The sequence below is a fragment of the Asticcacaulis sp. genome, assembly GCF_051956075.1.
Taxonomy (GTDB): Bacteria; Pseudomonadota; Alphaproteobacteria; order Caulobacterales; family Caulobacteraceae; genus Asticcacaulis.
On sequence record NZ_JBQCGA010000060.1, the window covers coordinates 214,267 to 230,023 of the forward strand.

Annotated in this window: 18 protein-coding genes and 1 other RNA gene; 15 read left to right on the plus strand and 4 right to left on the minus strand. The window is 61.8% G+C overall.

The genetic code is table 11. The annotated features are described in order from the left end of the window. The first annotated feature begins 202 nt into the window (after positions 1 to 202). Positions 203 to 481, plus strand: coding sequence for a hypothetical protein (locus tag ACTHLA_RS16280; protein ID WP_440191803.1), 279 nt, complete (start codon positions 203 to 205; stop codon positions 479 to 481). Here the strand turns inward: ACTHLA_RS16280 and ACTHLA_RS16285 are convergent. After that, positions 478 to 660: a YegP family protein gene (locus ACTHLA_RS16285; RefSeq protein ID WP_440191806.1), complete on the minus strand. Its 183-nt coding sequence runs from the start codon at positions 658 to 660 to the stop codon at positions 478 to 480. The two genes, ACTHLA_RS16280 and ACTHLA_RS16285, sit on opposite strands and share 4 nt — an antisense overlap. A gap of 71 nt (positions 661 to 731) precedes the next feature. Beyond that, entirely contained in the window at positions 732 to 1,097 is a 366-nt protein-coding gene (locus ACTHLA_RS16290) for a DUF983 domain-containing protein (RefSeq protein WP_440191809.1), read from the minus strand. A 147-nt stretch (positions 1,098 to 1,244) separates the two neighbouring features. Between ACTHLA_RS16290 and ACTHLA_RS16295 the strand changes: the two genes are divergently transcribed. The 8 genes from ACTHLA_RS16295 to metH are packed head-to-tail and all read left to right on the plus strand — an operon-like array spanning position 1,245 to position 10,597. After that, a complete protein-coding gene (locus ACTHLA_RS16295) occupies positions 1,245 to 2,204 on the plus strand; it encodes an ArsR/SmtB family transcription factor (protein WP_440191812.1) in 960 nt (319 codons plus the stop codon). A gap of 40 nt (positions 2,205 to 2,244) precedes the next feature. Further along, entirely contained in the window at positions 2,245 to 3,165 is a 921-nt protein-coding gene (gene metF / locus ACTHLA_RS16300; RefSeq protein WP_440191815.1) for a methylenetetrahydrofolate reductase [NAD(P)H], read from the plus strand. Beyond that, entirely contained in the window at positions 3,162 to 4,226 is a 1,065-nt protein-coding gene (locus ACTHLA_RS16305) for a homocysteine S-methyltransferase family protein (protein WP_440191818.1), read from the plus strand. Before metF ends, ACTHLA_RS16305 begins: the two co-directional genes overlap by 4 nt. A gap of 60 nt (positions 4,227 to 4,286) precedes the next feature. Continuing rightward, positions 4,287 to 5,840 (plus strand): flavin monoamine oxidase family protein, encoded by a 1,554-nt coding sequence (locus tag ACTHLA_RS16310; protein ID WP_440191821.1) that lies wholly within the window; start codon positions 4,287 to 4,289, stop codon positions 5,838 to 5,840. Positions 5,841 to 5,851: 11 nt separating this feature from the next. Next, complete coding sequence (locus ACTHLA_RS16315) at positions 5,852 to 6,340, plus strand: RidA family protein (protein ID WP_440191824.1); 489 nt, start codon at positions 5,852 to 5,854, stop codon at positions 6,338 to 6,340. 29 nt (positions 6,341 to 6,369) lie between these two features. Beyond that, a complete protein-coding gene (locus tag ACTHLA_RS16320) occupies positions 6,370 to 7,362 on the plus strand; it encodes a D-alanine--D-alanine ligase family protein (RefSeq protein WP_440191827.1) in 993 nt (330 codons plus the stop codon). Beyond that, positions 7,362 to 7,955, plus strand: coding sequence for a hypothetical protein (locus tag ACTHLA_RS16325; protein ID WP_440191830.1), 594 nt, complete (start codon positions 7,362 to 7,364; stop codon positions 7,953 to 7,955). The genes ACTHLA_RS16320 and ACTHLA_RS16325 overlap by 1 nt, the downstream gene beginning before the upstream one ends. Beyond that, positions 7,952 to 10,597, plus strand: coding sequence for a methionine synthase (metH, locus tag ACTHLA_RS16330; RefSeq protein ID WP_440191833.1), 2,646 nt, complete (start codon positions 7,952 to 7,954; stop codon positions 10,595 to 10,597). Before ACTHLA_RS16325 ends, metH begins: the two co-directional genes overlap by 4 nt. Positions 10,598 to 10,604: 7 nt before the next feature. Here the strand turns inward: metH and ACTHLA_RS16335 are convergent, their stop codons facing one another. Next, on the minus strand, positions 10,605 to 11,438 hold the full coding sequence (locus tag ACTHLA_RS16335) for a hypothetical protein (RefSeq protein WP_440191836.1): 834 nt from the start codon (positions 11,436 to 11,438) through the stop codon (positions 10,605 to 10,607). 141 nt (positions 11,439 to 11,579) lie between these two features. Here ACTHLA_RS16335 and ACTHLA_RS16340 point away from each other — a divergent pair, with 141 nt between their 5' ends. The 5 genes from ACTHLA_RS16340 to rnpB all read left to right on the plus strand — a co-directional run bounded on the left by ACTHLA_RS16340 (position 11,580) and on the right by rnpB (position 14,404). Beyond that, complete coding sequence (locus ACTHLA_RS16340; RefSeq protein WP_440191839.1) at positions 11,580 to 12,263, plus strand: TerB family tellurite resistance protein; 684 nt, start codon at positions 11,580 to 11,582, stop codon at positions 12,261 to 12,263. A gap of 209 nt (positions 12,264 to 12,472) precedes the next feature. Further along, positions 12,473 to 12,796 carry a hypothetical protein gene (locus ACTHLA_RS16345; protein WP_440191842.1) on the plus strand — a complete coding sequence of 108 codons (324 nt, stop codon included), beginning with the start codon at positions 12,473 to 12,475 and terminating at the stop codon, positions 12,794 to 12,796. A 41-nt stretch (positions 12,797 to 12,837) separates the two neighbouring features. Continuing rightward, complete coding sequence (locus tag ACTHLA_RS16350; RefSeq protein WP_440191845.1) at positions 12,838 to 13,596, plus strand: N-acetylmuramoyl-L-alanine amidase; 759 nt, start codon at positions 12,838 to 12,840, stop codon at positions 13,594 to 13,596. Positions 13,597 to 13,649: 53 nt separating this feature from the next. Then, positions 13,650 to 13,985, plus strand: coding sequence for a hypothetical protein (locus ACTHLA_RS16355; RefSeq protein WP_440191848.1), 336 nt, complete (start codon positions 13,650 to 13,652; stop codon positions 13,983 to 13,985). Between the two features lie 34 nt (positions 13,986 to 14,019). After that, positions 14,020 to 14,404, plus strand: an RNA gene (gene rnpB, locus ACTHLA_RS16360) — RNase P RNA component class A. 4 nt (positions 14,405 to 14,408) lie between these two features. On the opposite strand, the gene ACTHLA_RS16365 is transcribed toward rnpB, so the two are convergent. Continuing rightward, entirely contained in the window at positions 14,409 to 15,002 is a 594-nt protein-coding gene (locus ACTHLA_RS16365; protein WP_440191851.1) for a LexA family transcriptional regulator, read from the minus strand. Positions 15,003 to 15,173: 171 nt separating this feature from the next. On the opposite strand from ACTHLA_RS16365, the gene ACTHLA_RS16370 reads away from it, so the two are divergent. Continuing rightward, complete coding sequence (locus tag ACTHLA_RS16370; RefSeq protein ID WP_440191854.1) at positions 15,174 to 15,602, plus strand: hypothetical protein; 429 nt, start codon at positions 15,174 to 15,176, stop codon at positions 15,600 to 15,602. Positions 15,603 to 15,757 lie beyond the last annotated feature (155 nt).

Sequence of the window (15,757 nt, forward strand, 5' to 3'; positions counted from 1 at the left end):
AGTTATACGAGCGTCTTTTTGCAAAGACCTGAAAAATAACCGGAATATGATAGAGTCGTCTTGCCGGGGGCTTAACTGGATTTCTGCGTTAACGCGAATATATTCCCGGAAGTTGAGTAGGCGTAGCGTACGATCCTCCTGAACGCCAATGTGTGTGGGGTAAGCGTTCCTCGGATCGTTGAAAAATTCGGTAACAGTCTGGATGCCCAAGAAAAAGATGACGGTCAACGCGTTTCATAACGCCGCCTCGCGCCTGTATGCGCTGGCGGTCGCCAAAGACACAGCCAATCTTGTTGACGCCGACGCCGCCCTGGCGCTGGCGCGCGCTTCGACGCGCACCCTGATGGCCTTGTCGCCGCAGGCGGCGCAACTGATGCGCAGCTTTGCTCAGGAAGAGATCGACCGCCTGTCAATGGACTGCACCGAAGAGGCGCAAGGCTCAATCGCGTTGATCCGCGACGCCCTCAGCCTGGACGTTTAGCCGTCCGATTTGTCAATGACTTCGGCGTCAGGTCCATTCTTCTTGATCGAATCAATCGCATTCTTCGCCGAGGCTTTTGAACTGTAGCCCTCAGTCCAGAAGATCGTCTCGCTATTATAGACGAAATAGGCGACGAACTCGCCAGCCTTATTCTTGCGGATTTCGAACTTATGCGCCATCTCAGCATCTCCCTAAGGTGACGGTATGTGGCGCCTGTTTTGTTCGCCTGTCAAGCGTATTGGTCCGGTCTTCAGCGCGCCCGTTTCATACCCAGATACCAGAGCAGACTCAGAAACCCGCCCTTGACGAAGGGCAGGGCGGCCAAGGTCAGCGCGCCGATCAACCCCACCAGAGTCGGCGCCAGGATTTGCAGCGGCGCATTCCAGACGCCGGGGATCAGAAAGGTCGGCGCCACGACCAGATGTCCGACCAGCAACATGGTGATATAGGCGGGTCCGTCATCGGTCGGATAGAGGCTGAGCGGCGTTTGACACACAGGGCAGACCTCGACCACTTTCAGATAGCCGCGAAACGCCGAAGCTTCGCCGCAGCACGGGCATCTGCGCCTGAGGCCGCGGCTTAAGGCCGTTGCGAGCGTAACTCCCTGTCTGGGCATTCGAGCTTCCTCTGTCCTTAAACTCCCACTATGTTATGTTTGACGTAAAGGCGCCATGCGTCGCTCTGACGCAGGATGCGACAGCCTAAAGAGCTGTGGATATAAAAAACACTTGCGCATCATATAAAGATATCTTTATATGGTTATATGAATGGAACGCCTTTGATCGCCGCCGGATTTGACGCCGTACTCGACGCCCTGAAGGCGGCTGGCGAAGAGACGCGCCTGCGTTTGCTGCGTCTGCTGGCGCGCGAGGAGCTGTCGGTCATGGAACTGGTGTCCATTCTCGACCAGAGCCAGCCGCGCGTGTCGCGCCATCTCAAATTGATGAATGAGGCCCGGTTGATCGAGCGTTTCCCGGATGGGGCCTGGGTGTTTTATCGCCTGTCCGGCGATCCGGCCATGCGTCCGTTGCTGGAGGCGATCCTGGCCGGAATCGGCAATTCGCATACTGACGATCTGCGCCAGCTTGAGGCGGTGCGGCTGGCCCGACGCGCCTCGGCGGAAGGCTATTTTGAGACCATCGCGCCGAAATGGGACGAGATTCGCAGCCACTATGTCTCCGAAAGCGATGTCGAGGCCGCCATCCTGCGCGTGCTGGGCGATGCGCCCTATCGCCGTCTGCTCGATCTCGGCACCGGCTCGGGCCGCATGTTGGCCCTGCTGGGCGGGCGCGCCGAAACGGCGACAGGGCTTGATCTGTCGCAGCACATGCTCAACATCGCCCGTTCGCGCACCTTTGAGGCAGGCTTGCAAGGCACCGATCTGCGCCACGGCGATATTTACGACACGCGCCTGCCGTCGCAATCGGCCGACCTGATCATCGTGCATCAGGTGCTGCACTTCCTGGCCGATCCCAACCGCGCGGTGCAGGAGGCGGCGCGTCTGCTGGTGCCGGGCGGGCGACTGCTGATCGTCGATTTCGCCCACCACGCGCTTGAGATCATGCGCGAGCAGTACCAGCACCGCCGTCTCGGCATGCTGGATGAGGATATGGCGGCGTGGTTAAGCGCCGCCGGTCTCATGCCGCAGACCTCTCTGGCCCTGCCGCCGCAATCCGAAGGCGGCCTGACTGTCAAAATCTGGCTGGCCGTCCGACCGGCTTAAATTCCCCGGCCTGCCCCTCTTTACCTTCCGAGCTTTTTCTATGAGCCCTGTGCTGAATCCCAAACTGGCCGATCTTGCACCCATCGCCCGCTCGCTGGCAGGCGGCGGCCAGAATCTCAATGTCTCCTTCGAATTCTTCCCCCCCAAGACCGAGGAGATGGAGGCGACCCTGTGGACCTCGATCCGCCGTCTGGCGCCGCTGAACCCGTCCTTCGTCTCCGTTACCTATGGCGCAGGCGGTTCGACGCGCGAGCGCACGCATCGCACCGTCAAGCGCCTAGTCGATGAAACCCATCTGAAACCCGCCGCGCACCTGACCTGCGTTGAGGCGTCGCGCGATGAGGTCGATGAGGTGATCCGCGCCTATTGGGCGGCGGGTGTGCGGCATATTGTGGCCCTACGCGGCGATCCGCCCACAGGATTTGGCGACTATGCGCCGCGCGAAGACGGCTATGCCAACGCCACCGAACTGACCGCCGCGATCAAGCGCATCGGCGATTTCGAGGTCAGCATCGGCGTCTATCCCGAAAAGCATCCGCAAAGCCCGTCCAAAGCCTTCGATCTCGATGTGCTGCGTCAGAAGGTCGATGCAGGCGCGACGCGCGGCATCAGCCAGTTCTTCTTCGAGCCGGACACCTATCTGCGTTATCGCGACGCTGTGGCCGATGCGGGCATCAAGATCGACCTGACCCCCGGCATCATGCCCGTGACTAATTTCAAGGGCCTGCGCCGCATGGCCTCGGCCTGCGCGGCCCATATTCCCGACTGGCTGGAAGACCTGTTCGACGGCTTGGACGACGACGCCGAGACGCGCAAACTGCTGGCCTCCGCCGTGGCGGTTGAGCTGTGTCTCGGCCTTGAGCGCGAAGGCGTCGAAAACTTCCATTTCTACACGCTCAACCGCGCCGACCTGGTGTATGCGATCTGCCGAATTCTGGGGCTCAAGGAGGTTTCACTATGAACCGCGCCGAACACATCGAAGCGCTTAAACAGGCCGCGAAAGAGCGCATCCTCATCCTTGATGGCTCCTGGGGCGTGATGATCCAGCGCCGCGGGCTGGACGAGGCCGATTTCCGCGCCGAACGCTTCCAGGCCTATCCGGGCCAGCTCAAGGGTAATAACGATATCCTGTGCCTGACGCGCCCGGACATCATTGCTGACCTGCACGACCAGTATTATGCGGCTGGCGCCGATATTTCCGAGACCAACACCTTTTCGGCCACCACCATCGCGCAGGACGATTACCACCTGAAACTTCAGGACGTGATCGACATCAACCGCGAGGGTGCAAAGATCGCGCGCGAACGCGCCGACGCCTGGACGGCGAAGGAGCCGCATAAGCCGCGCTTTGTTGCAGGCTCGATCGGGCCACTGAACAAGATGTTGAGCATGTCGTCGGACGTCAACGATCCGGGCGCGCGCAGCGTGACCTTCGATCAGGTCTATCAGGCTTATCGCGAACAGATTCAGGCGCTCAATGCGGGCGGGGTCGATCTCTACCTGATCGAGACCATCACCGATACGCTGAACTGCAAGGCGGCGATCAAGGCGATTCTCGATCTCGAAGACGAAGGTATGGACCGCCTGCCGATCTGGATTTCCGGCACCATCACCGATCGGTCGGGACGGACGCTCAGCGGCCAGACCGCCGAGGCCTTCTGGAACAGCGTGCGCCACGCTAAACCGTTCGCGGTCGGCTTCAATTGCGCTCTGGGCGCCGACCTGATGCGGCCGCATATTGCGGAACTAGCGCGCGTCGCCGACTGCCTGGTCGCCGCCTATCCGAACGCCGGACTGCCCAATGCGATGGGCCAGTATGACGAACAGCCGCACGAGACTGCGCACGAACTGCATGAGTGGGCCAAGGACGGCATCGTCAATATCCTCGGCGGCTGCTGCGGCACGACGCCCGATCACATCCGGCACGTCGCCGACGAGGTGCGCGGCGTTACTCCGCGCCAGATCCCAGAGCGCCCGCGCGCCCTGCGTCTGGCGGGCCTTGAGCCGTTTGAACTCAGCTAGTCAAGCGGTCGAAAACGGCATAGCGTACCGGTTTCAAGCGAAACCAAAGGGCTGAACACCATGACGACACGGCGGGAACTAATCATGCGCTTCGGCGCGGTGGCGGGCGTGGCCGGGGCCTATGCGGCCATGCACGGTCTGGGGCTGATGGGCGCAGGCGAGGCCTGGGCGGGCATGCCGCGACTGGCGCCCGGCTCCGGCAAGGGCGTGAAGGTCGTCATCCTCGGCACCGGCGTGTCGGGCATGGCGACGGCCTATGAATTGCGCAAGGCAGGCTATGACTGCACGGTGCTGGAGACGCGGCCGCGCACCGGCGGACGCAACTTCACCATCCGCAAGGGCACGAAGCTGGAGATGGACGGGCGCCCTGCGCAGGTTTGCGGCTTCTCCGACGGCATGTATTTCAACGCTGGCGCGGGCCGCATCCCCACTCACCACCTCGCCACGCTCGGCTATTGCCGCGAACTGGGCGTCGCCACTGAGGTCGAGGTCAATATGTGCAACAGCGCCTTCATCCAGACCGATCGGGTCAATGACGGCAAGCCGATCACCCTGCGGCAGGCGATTTACGACTATCGCGGCTACGTCGCCGAACTGCTGGCCAAGTGCGGTCAGGCGGGCGCGCTGGATCAGCAGATGAGCGGCGATGATCGCGACAGGCTGATCGCCGGGTTGAAAGACTGGGGCGGCCTGACGGAAAAGCTGGCCTATGAGGGATCGGAAAACGCCGGTCTGTCCACCTATGCAGGCGCAGGCGATCAGATTCCGGTCCACGTCGCGCCGATGGGCTTCGATAAGGTTGGCGATCCGTTTGTGCTGGGCATGGCGGGCTTTGCCGACGCCATCGACATGCAGGCGACCATGCAGCAGCCGGTCGGCGGCATGGACCGTATTCCGGCGGCCTTTCACAAGGCGCTGGGGCCGCTCATCCGCCTGAACAGCGAGGTGCGCGCCATCCGCCGCAAGGGTTCCGGTGTCGCCATCACCTGTGCGGACACAATGAGCGGCAAGACCGCGGTGATCGAGGCCGATTATTGCGTCTGCACGCTGCCCTTTTCCGTTCTGTCCGGCGTCGCCAACGACTTCGCGCCCGATCGGCAAGCCGCCATCGCCCGCAATGCGAAGCTCGGCGACGGCTATAAGGTGGCGTTTCAAGGCCCGCGCTTCTGGGAGCAGGACGATCGCATCTTCGGCGGCCTCAGCTTTACTGAGCGTGACACGTTGATGACCTGGTATCCGTCCGACCGGCTGAACAGCGACGAGGGCGTGGTGGTGGCGGGCTACGCCTTCGACGGCAAGGCCGGGGCGCGCGATCTGCCGGGCCAGTACGCCTACGGCCGCGAGACGATGGAAAAGCTGCATCCGGGACGTTCGCACCTGCTGCATTCGCCGATGGCGATCCAGTGGTCGAGGGTCAAATATTCGCAAGGCGCGTGGCTGTTCCTCGCCGCCAGCGATCCGGACGGCTACCGGCTGATGAGCGACGCCGACGGTCCCTTCTATTTCGCGGGCGAGCATATGAGCAACATACCCGCCTGGCAGCAGGGCGCCTTCGCCTCAGCGCACCGCGTCGTCGGTTTGATCAGCGCCCGGCAGGCGGCGAAAACGGCTTAGAGGAGACAACCATGAAAGCCCTGATCCTGATGGCGGTCCTGTTTCTGCCAGTTGTCGCCCGCGCTGAAACGCCGCCGGTGAATCGCGTCTATGCCGGCAGTTTCCCGATTGCGGAATCGGTCGCCGTGCCGCCGGGCTACACCACCCTCTATGTCAGCGGGCTGGTGCCGTCGGTCACGCATCCTGACGCCGAAAAAGGCACGCTGGCCGCCTATGGCGACACCGAGGAGCAGACCGAGTCGGTGATTCAGAACATCCGCAAAGCTTTGCAGGCGCAGGGCGCGGACCTGAAGGACATCGTCTCGATGCGCGTCTATCTGGCCGCCGATCCGACCACCGGCAAGATGGATTTCGCGGGTATGATGAAGGCCTATACCCGTTATTTCGGCACGTCTGAACAGCCGAACAAGCCCGCGCGGGCGGCATTTCAGGTCGCCGCTCTAACCTCACCCGCCTTTCTGGTCGAAATCGAGGTTGTCGCTGTCAAGCCGGCGGCTTAAAAGCGGCGAAACTTCAGTTGGACAGCCAAATGCGCACCACTCTTCTCTTTGGCGGCACAAGCCGCGAACGCCTTGTCGCCGTGGCGACGGCGCAAGCCATTTCCGCAGCCTTGCCGAATGCCGAACTGTGGTTCTGGGATGTGGACGACAGCGTGTGGACGACCTCGGCGGAGGCGCTGCAAGGCCACGCCAAACCGTTTGAGCTTGCGTTCAGGGCCGACGGCGCGCGTCTCGGCGGTTTGGCGGAGGCGATGGACCGCGCCGCCGCAGAGGACCGCGTGCTGGTGCTCGGCCTGCATGGCGGTTCGGCGGAGAATGGCGAGTTTCAGGTGCTGGCCGAGGCGCGCGGCGTGCCCTTTACCGGCTCCGGCTCGGCGGCCTCGCACCTCGCTTTCGACAAGGTGTCGGCCAAGCGGTTCGCGGCTCTGGCGGGGGTGTCTTCGCCCTCGACAGTGACGTTGGACGAGGCCGACGAGGCGCTGGCCCATTATGGCCGCCTGATCGCCAAGCCCGCCCAGGACGGCTCAAGCTATGGCCTGATCTATGTCCATTCCGCGCAGGATCTGGCCGCCGTACGCCGCGAAAGCCAGACCACGGCCTATGTTATCGAGCCCTTCATTACCGGCGCCGAGGCGACCTGCGGCGTGCTGGAGCAGGCGGACGGCGCGCTGATCGCCCTGCCGCCGGTCGAGATCGTGTCGGCCAGCGGCCAGTTCGACTTCGAGAGCAAGTATCTGGCCGCGACCACGCAGGAAATCTGCCCGGCCCGTTTTGCGCCTGAGATCAACGCCGAACTGCAACGCCTGGCCGTGATCGCGCACAAGGCCATGTCGTGCTCGGGCTATTCGCGCTCGGACTTTATCATCTCAAAGGACGGGCCGGTCTATCTCGAAACGAACACCTTACCCGGCCTGACCCGCGCCTCGCTCTATCCGAAATCGCTGAAGGCGGCTGGGCTGGACTTCGTCGATTTCCTGCACGGCCAGATCGAACTGGCGATCAGAAAAGCGGGCAAGACCTGATGCCCGATCACCAGATATTCCTGCTGACCCTGATCTTTACGGTCATCTATACCTCGGCGGCGGTGCTGGCCATTGTATTGGCATGGCGGCAGGTGCGGTCGAGCGCGGATATTTCCACCAAGGAAAAGTCGCTCGACGCCTATGTGAATTTTTCAGAAAAATACGCGGAACTGACGCGGCTCAGCCACGATATCGATATTCGCTTCCACAATCATGACAAGACGCTCAGCGATTACGACATCAAATATTTCTACAACAGCTTCTGGGTGTTGCAGCTTGAGGAATGGGAATTTCTGCAGGCGGGCATCCTGCCCGTGCGCATTTTCACGCAATGGATGCTGCACGCGCATGAATACTTGCTGAGCGGCAAGACCAAGAGCTATTACGGCCCGCGCGGCAAGATCATCACCATCACCGCCAAGGACGGCTTTGAGCAGTACGGCAAGCGCGTGCTGCGCTTCCATCCCGACTTTCTCGACTTCGTCCGTGAGCTTGAGACCATCCCCTATACGCCGCAGACGCCCAACGCCGCCTATGCGCCGCTTGAAGCGTTGGTGCGCAAATACAAACGCAGAAACGATTACTGGCTATGATCCCCACCTTTATCAATATCGGCGAGCGCACCAATGTCACCGGCTCGGCCAAGTTCCGTAAGCTGATCGTCGAGGGCGATTATGCGGCGGCGCTCGACGTGGCGCGCCAGCAGGTCGAGGCGGGGGCGGCGGTCATCGACATCAATATGGATGAGGGGCTGCTGGACTCGGTTCAGGCCATGCGCACCTATCTGAACCTGCTGGCCGCCGAGCCCGATATTGCGCGCGTGCCGGTCATGATCGACTCCTCGAAATGGGAGGTGATCGAGGCCGGGTTGAAATGCGTGCAGGGCAAGGCGATCGTCAACTCGATCTCGATGAAGGAGGGCGAGGACATCTTCCGCCACCACGCGCGCGAATGCCTGAAATACGGCGCAGCGGTAGTGGTCATGGCCTTTGACGAGGTCGGTCAGGCTGATACGGCGACGCGCAAGGTCGAAATCTGCACGCGCGCCTATCGGATTCTGGTTGATGAGGTCGGCTTTCCGCCAGAAGACATTATCTTCGATCCCAACATCTTCGCCGTGGCGACCGGGATCGACGAGCACAACAATTACGCCGTCGATTTCATCGAGGCGGCGCGCATCATCAAACAGACCCTGCCGTTTGCGCGCGTATCGGGCGGGGTGTCCAATGTGTCCTTCTCCTTTCGCGGCAATGAGCCGGTGCGACGGGCGATCCACTCTGTCTTCCTCTATCACGCCATCAAGGCCGGGATGGATATGGGCATCGTCAATGCGGGCGACCTGCCGGTCTATGACGATATCGACGCCGAGCTGCGTCAGGCGGTCGAGGATGTCATTCTCAATCGCAAGCAGCGGCACAATGTTTCCAATACCGAATATCTGGTCGAGATCGCGCCGCGCTACAAAGGCGAAAAAGGTCAGGCCCAGGTGCAGAACCTGGCCTGGCGCGACGGCACGGTCGAGGAGCGTCTGAAGCACGCGCTCGTACATGGCGTGACCGAATTTATCGAGGCCGACACCGAAGAGGCGCGGCAAAAGGCCGAGCGCCCGCTGCACGTCATCGAAGGGCCGCTGATGGCCGGGATGAACGTGGTCGGCGACCTGTTCGGATCGGGCAAGATGTTCCTGCCGCAGGTGGTGAAATCCGCCCGCGTGATGAAGCAGTCGGTCGCTTATCTGATGCCCTTCATGGAGGCCGAGAAAGAGGGCGGGGGGCATGAGGCCGCGGGCAAGGTGCTGATGGCGACGGTCAAGGGCGATGTCCACGATATCGGCAAGAATATTGTCGGCGTCGTGCTGCAATGTAACAATTATGAGGTCATCGACCTCGGCGTCATGGTTCCCGCCGACCGGATTCTGGACGAGGCCAAAAAGCACAAGGTCGATATGATCGGCCTGTCGGGCCTGATCACGCCGTCGCTGGACGAAATGGTGTTCGTGGCGCGCGAAATGCAGCGTCAGGGTTTTGAGATTCCGCTGCTGATCGGCGGGGCGACGACCTCCAAGACGCATACGGCGGTCAAGATCGAACCGGGCTATCAAAATAATCAGGTGGTTTATGTGCTCGACGCCTCGCGTGCGGTCGGCGTGGTGTCGAACCTGCTCGGCGATGAGCGCGAGACCTTCAAGGCGGAGACAAAGGCCGACTATGCGCGGGTGCGCGAAGCCTATGGCAAGGGCGGCTCGACGCCGCGCTCAAGCCTGATCGAGGCGCGCGCCAACCGGTATCTGATCGACTGGACCGCGGAGCCGCCGGTGAAGCCAGGTTTTATCGGCCTCAAGACCTTCAGCCCCTACGACCTGCACGATCTGGCCGATCATATCGACTGGACGCCCTTCTTTGCGACATGGGAGCTGGCGGGAAAGTTTCCGGCCATTCTCGACGACGAGATCGTCGGTGAGGCGGCGCGCAACCTCTATGCCGACGCGCAAGCCATGTTGAAACAGATTCTAGACGAAAAATGGTTCGAGGCGCGTGGCGTGGTCGGATTCTGGCCCGCCAATGCCACCGAAGATGACGATATCGAGGTCTATGCCGACGAAGACCGCACAAAGGTCATCGCTACCCTGCATACCCTGCGTCAGCAGATGAAGAAGACGCGCGAGGGGCAGAGCAATCTGGCCCTGTCGGACTTTATCGCCCCTAAGGGCGCGCCAGACTGGATCGGCGGCTTCGCGGTCACCGCCGGGCATGGCGAGATGGAGATCGCGCGCGATTTCAAGGCGAAGGGCGACGATTACAACGCCATCCTCGCCACCGCTCTGGCCGACCGTCTGGCCGAAGCCTTCGCCGAGGCGCTGCACAAGAAGGTGCGCCGGGAATTATGGGGCTATGCCGCGGACGAAGACGCCGATATCAACGATCTGATCGCGGAAAAATATCAAGGCATCCGCCCGGCGCCCGGCTATCCGGCCCAGCCCGACCATCCCGAAAAGGGGACTTTGTTCGACCTACTGGAGGCGCGCAGCCGCACGGGCATGGAGCTGACGGAAAGCCTCGCCATGACGCCGCCCGCCAGCGTCTCCGGCCTTTATTTCGCGCATCCCAAGGCGCACTATTTCGGCGTCGGCAAGATCGAAAAGGATCAGGTCGAAGACTATGCCCGCCGCAAGGGCTGGGACGTCGCCGAGGCTGAGCGCTGGCTGTCGCCGATCCTGAACTATATCCCGGCTTGACCGGGGGCTACTTCTTGTTGTCCTTGGGCGTATTGCTCCAGCCGAGGCGATAGGCCAGGCCTTCGGACCAGCGGCGTTTTTCGTCCTTGGGCTTGTCGTCCGAGTTGGCGGTGGGCGTCGGCTTCGGGATTTTCGGCAGGGCGTCAGCCAGATCGACGCGCTGACCGAGGGTGTTGGCCGCCACAGGTCCGCCATCGACCGGCGCTGTTTGCGCCGTCAGGACGGGTTTGGGTTTTTCGTCGTAATCGTGCGGCCCGCCTGAGGTCATCACGGCCTGGATCGCCTCGGCCTCATCGTCGGTGGCCATTTCGGCGAACAGGTTGGGATGGCCGGACAGGCGCACGGCGGCCTTTTCGCATTCGCCGGGCAGTTGCCAATTGACGTAAAGGCCCGCCGCGTCCTTGAGCGGCGCCTTGCGCGCGGCGGCCCATTCATTATAGCCAAAATCGCGCGCGTCCTCGGCCTTCTTATGCTCGGCGGCGCTCTTGCCCTTGCCGGATAAGGTCAGGGCGGCCTCGTAGGCGCGCAGGTAGGAGGTTCCAATCAGTTGCAACTGATCGTCGGTCGGCAGGACCGGATTGATCAGTTCGGCCAGCTCCATATCACCGGACAGGACGCCGTGGCACCAGGCCACGCGCTCGAAATCGTCGGTCGGCGCATCGGTCAGCACGGGCATATGCAGTGTGCCGTCGGCGTTCAGACCGGTCAGCGCCGGATTGGCGGCGGGCTTTTGCGGCGCCTTGGCCGCCGTTTTCGCATGTGTAACCTTGGCGAAGCCCGTCGGCGCTACGGCCATTATGGTAAGGACGAACAGGGAAACTGCCGGGTAGATCAGACGCAAGGCGCGACTCCAGATTAGGGTTCTATCTGCGCTTATAGCCGAACTGCGGCATAAAATCGCCTTTTTGAGGGTGTTACGGAAACTTAATCCCACAGGCCAGCGTAAAAATGCTATAAGCGGCTTTCAAGGAACCGTTCCCGCATGTCGTTTTTAAAGAATCTGGCCCGACTGGCGGCGCGCTCGTTCGATCCCGCCGAATGCACCGAATGCCCCAAGGGCCCGCCGGGCGCCGATCCGGCCTTCGCCACGGCGGTGACGGCGCTGGGCGCCAAACTGGCCATGGCCGACGGCTTCGCGCAGGAGGTCGAGCAGACCGCCTTTTTGCAGGTTTTCCACCCGGAAGACCGGGCCATGCGCGACATCATGCGCCTTTACGACCTGGCGCGTCAGACCAGCCTCGGTTTTGAATCCTATGCGCGCAGACTGGCGAAAAAATACGCCAGTTGCCCACAAATCCTCGAAGACGTGCTGGAGGGCCTGTTCCACATCGCAGTGTCCGACGGACAACTTAGCGACGCCGAGGAGACCTATCTGGAGACGGTCGCCGATCTGTTCGGCATTGGCCGCACCTGCTATCGCCGTATCCGCGCCGGTTGCGCCGCGCCGTCGGAGGACGATCCTTATGTCGTCCTGGGCTTGACGCCGCATGCCGACGATGACGCCGTACGCCACGCCCGTCGTCAGCGCCTGAGCGAATTCCATCCCGACCGCATTCGCGCGCGCGGTCTGCCGCAGGATTATGAAACCCTCTATACCGACCGCGCCGCCCGCATCAATCTGGCCTATGACCAAATTGTGAAGGAAAGACAGCTTCTGGCGTCTTAGATATAAGCATCTGATGCGTTTCGTTTTTCAGATGTGCAGGTGCGAAATGCGGTTAATTTTGTCTTAAAATTTAGGCATCCTCTATATCACAAGGTTGACGCGCGCCGTATTCATGCCAATCTATCAGTATGAAGACGCAAGGATGTCTTCCTGTTTGCAGTCTGTAAAGGTCTGGGGTGCAGTCTGCGGGTATTGAGGTGTAATTGAGTATGACCCACCGCGACACGTCTTTCGGCGTCTTTTCCGGGAAATCGCATCCTTGGGGTGTGCTGCGTCGCCGTAATCTGATCAGCCGCACGCTCTATGCGATCAGCATGACAGTGCTTGGCCTGGCGGCTCTGACGGGCGTGGTTCTGCTGGTGGTGTTCGCCGCCTCTGTGGCTTTGGCGGCGGCGGTCGCCGTCGGCCTGTTCGGGCTCTACGCCGCCTTCACACGTAAGCCTGCCCATGTGCGCGTTCGCACCGATGACCAGACCAATGGCAAGGGCGTCTATGTGGCGCGCAAATCCGGTTCGACCTGGACCGTGTATTAATTCCTCTGGTTTCATCGCCGGTTAAGTCTTACATCAGGGACATGACCGCAGACCTGACGAATCCGTCTCCCAATTTCAATACGCGCAGCGGCCCGCCCGATATGGTGGTGCTGCATTATACGGGCATGCGCACCGGCGAAGAGGCTCTGGCGCGCATGTGCGATCCGACCTCGCAGGTTTCGGCCCATTACATGATCGGCGAAGACGGGCGGGTGTTCCGGCTGGTCGATGAGGAACGTCGGGCCTGGCACGCCGGCAAATCGTCATGGAAGGGCCAGACCGATCTCAACAGCGCTTCCATCGGCATAGAGATTGTCAATCCTGGCCATGAATTCGGCTATCGCGACTTTTCCGACGCGCAGATTGACGCCGTCATCGGCGTGTTGGACGGGGTGCGCACGCGCTGGGAGATTCCCGATCATCGCATTCTCGGCCATTCCGATATCGCGCCGTCACGCAAGCAAGACCCCGGTGAGCGTTTTCCATGGGCGCGGCTGGCGGAGCACGGGCATGGGCTGTGGGTGCAGCCGGACCTGCCGCCTGATGGCGTGATGGGGCCGCCGCTAGGGCCGGGCGATGAAGGGCTGGGGGTGTTCTCGCTGCAAGGCGGGCTGGGCAAGCTGGGTTACGGCATCCTGCCCGGCGGGCCTTATGATGAGGAAACCGCGCTGATCGTCACAGCGTTTCAACGCCATTGGCTGCCGGACCAGATCGGCTCGGAGTTGCAGGGCAAGGCCGACGCGCGTCTGCGTGTGACTCTGATGGCGCTGTTGCGGCAGATCGCTTTGCTGGAGGTTTAGACATGGAGCTTGGACAGAAGGAGCGTGAACAAAGAGAGCGTGGACAAAGGATTTTGCTTTCCATCGCCGCGCTTTGGGGCCTGTTCGGCGTCATCATGCTGGCGGCGGGCGCGCATGCGCCGCGCATGGGCATTCTGGCGACCGGCGGCATGATGCTTCTGTTTCATGCGGCGGCGGTGATCGGCCTGATCAAGACGCCATTGGTCAGCGGCTGGCGTCGCGCCCTGCCGGTGGCGCTGATGTTGCTGGGATCGGGTTTGTTCGCTCTGGAGGTCGGGCTGCACGCGGCTCTGGGCGTCACGCCCTTCGTCATGCTGGCGCCTATTGGTGGAACGATCGCTATTCTCGGCTGGCTGGCGCTTGTCGTAACGCCGCAGCTTGAGCCTTGATTTTAGCAGAATTTGCGTCCACAAGGGCCGCGGACCAGACGGACGGGCGATCGCGGGACCGCTTTCTAGCGGCCTGAGGAAAGTCCGGGCTCCACGGTAATATGGCGGCGGGTAACGCCCGCCGGGGGCGACCCCAGGGATAGCGCCACAGAGAGCAAACCGCCGCGCTTTGGCGCGGCAAGGGTGAAAGGGTGCGGTAAGAGCGCACCGCGTTCCCGGCAACGGCGAACGGCAAGGCAAGCCCCGCCAGGAGCAAGACCAAATAGGAACGGCGCGTTCGCTTCGGCGGACAGGGCATTACCGCCCCGGACCGTTCGGGTAGGTTGCGTGAGCCGTCCAGCAATGGCCGGCCAAGAGGAATGATCGCCAAGGCAGTTTCGACTGCTGAACAGAACCCGGCTTACAGTCCGTCTGGTCCGATTTCTACAGGCGTGTTCCCGTCCACAGGGCGCGGCCGATGATGCTGAACGCCGCCAGCAGGTCGCCCTCGAAGCGCTCCGGCGGATAGATGGCGTTGTCGGAAATCAGTTCGACCCCGTCAACGCCCACCGGTCGCAGCCGTTTGATGCGCATCGTTTCGCCGATGCGGATGGCGAACACGCCCTCGCGCAAGCGACGGTCCAACCGGTCGATCAGGACATGCGCGCCGTCGGTGATCACCGGCGCCATCGCGTCCCCTTCGGCGCGCACCATGATCAAGCCTTCTGTCGTCTGCCGACCGATCTGACGCAGCAGATGGTCGTCGAGCGTCATCTGCTGCGTATAAAGCTTCAGGTCGTGACCGCTGACGGGCAGGGCGCGGCTGGCGTCGAGAATCGGCACGCTGTGCGCCGCGTCCGCCACGCCCGCGCGCCCCAGCATCAGGAAGGGGACAGAGACGTCGAGCGCTTCCGCCAGGGCGATGGCGGTCACCGCCGACGGCAGGATTCGACCTTTCGAATATTCATTAATCTTCGAGGCGCCTTCCCCGGAGAGGCGGCTCAGTTCCGCCTGCGTCAAGCCCTTATTGCGCAACAATAAATTGAGTCTATCGGAAAATTGCGCCTTTAGGGAGAAATTTTCTTGACTGAATTCATCTTTTTGGTCATTATCCATTTTTACGAATTTCCAATTCGCTTTTATGGCTTGTTGCGTTTTGGGGCAGGCCGCCAGCTCTGGCGGTGAAGCGACTCATCGGGAGGGGCATATATGCAGACTACATCCATAAATCTGGATTCGCACGGCGTAAATTCGACGGGCCAATGCTCGCGCCGCCGACTGACGGATGCGCAGATTGCGGAGATCGCCAGTCTGCGCGAACGGGGATGGGCGACACGCGCCCTGGCGCTGCGTTTTGGCGTCACGGTCAGTCTGGTCGAATGGCATTGTTTACGCCTGGGCGCTGAGGCGCCGAAAAGCCGATACGCGCTGCGCAGCGTGCCGCAGGCGCCGCAAGCCTATCTGCGCGCCGGACGCTGGGTGCGCCTCTACACTCAGGAAGAGGATGCGCGTTTGCTGGCCATGGCGCGCGAAGGGCGTCCGGGCCGCCAGATCGCCAAGGCTTTGCAGCGCAGCGCAACCTCGGTGACAGGGCGATTGATGGTTTTGGCGCGACGTGAGGCGCGGGCGGAAACCTGATCGCGCCGCCATGGCGGGATCGGGGTGAAGGCGGAGGGTGCGGGGGCGCCTTCCGCCTTTTTTGCGCCTGATATGCTGATATGCGCTTGGCAAAAACATAACGATGTTCGTTGTCCGTTCTATCCACAGCGTGTGAATAAGTAAAAATGCAGGTT

Excerpts from the sequence above, each read along its gene's own strand:
- ACTHLA_RS16280 (WP_440191803.1), top strand. The coding sequence starts at position 203 with ATGCCCAAGAAAAAGATGACGGTCAACGCGTTTCATAACGCCGCCTCG.
- ACTHLA_RS16285 (WP_440191806.1), bottom strand. The coding sequence starts at position 660 with ATGGCGCATAAGTTCGAAATCCGCAAGAATAAGGCTGGCGAGTTCGTC.
- ACTHLA_RS16290 (WP_440191809.1), bottom strand. The coding sequence starts at position 1,097 with ATGCCCAGACAGGGAGTTACGCTCGCAACGGCCTTAAGCCGCGGCCTC.
- ACTHLA_RS16295 (WP_440191812.1), top strand. The coding sequence starts at position 1,245 with ATGAATGGAACGCCTTTGATCGCCGCCGGATTTGACGCCGTACTCGAC.
- metF (WP_440191815.1), top strand. The coding sequence starts at position 2,245 with ATGAGCCCTGTGCTGAATCCCAAACTGGCCGATCTTGCACCCATCGCC.
- ACTHLA_RS16305 (WP_440191818.1), top strand. The coding sequence starts at position 3,162 with ATGAACCGCGCCGAACACATCGAAGCGCTTAAACAGGCCGCGAAAGAG.
- ACTHLA_RS16310 (WP_440191821.1), top strand. The coding sequence starts at position 4,287 with ATGACGACACGGCGGGAACTAATCATGCGCTTCGGCGCGGTGGCGGGC.
- ACTHLA_RS16315 (WP_440191824.1), top strand. The coding sequence starts at position 5,852 with ATGAAAGCCCTGATCCTGATGGCGGTCCTGTTTCTGCCAGTTGTCGCC.
- ACTHLA_RS16320 (WP_440191827.1), top strand. The coding sequence starts at position 6,370 with ATGCGCACCACTCTTCTCTTTGGCGGCACAAGCCGCGAACGCCTTGTC.
- ACTHLA_RS16325 (WP_440191830.1), top strand. The coding sequence starts at position 7,362 with ATGCCCGATCACCAGATATTCCTGCTGACCCTGATCTTTACGGTCATC.
- metH (WP_440191833.1), top strand. The coding sequence starts at position 7,952 with ATGATCCCCACCTTTATCAATATCGGCGAGCGCACCAATGTCACCGGC.
- ACTHLA_RS16340 (WP_440191839.1), top strand. The coding sequence starts at position 11,580 with ATGTCGTTTTTAAAGAATCTGGCCCGACTGGCGGCGCGCTCGTTCGAT.
- ACTHLA_RS16345 (WP_440191842.1), top strand. The coding sequence starts at position 12,473 with ATGACCCACCGCGACACGTCTTTCGGCGTCTTTTCCGGGAAATCGCAT.
- ACTHLA_RS16350 (WP_440191845.1), top strand. The coding sequence starts at position 12,838 with ATGACCGCAGACCTGACGAATCCGTCTCCCAATTTCAATACGCGCAGC.
- ACTHLA_RS16370 (WP_440191854.1), top strand. The coding sequence starts at position 15,174 with ATGCAGACTACATCCATAAATCTGGATTCGCACGGCGTAAATTCGACG.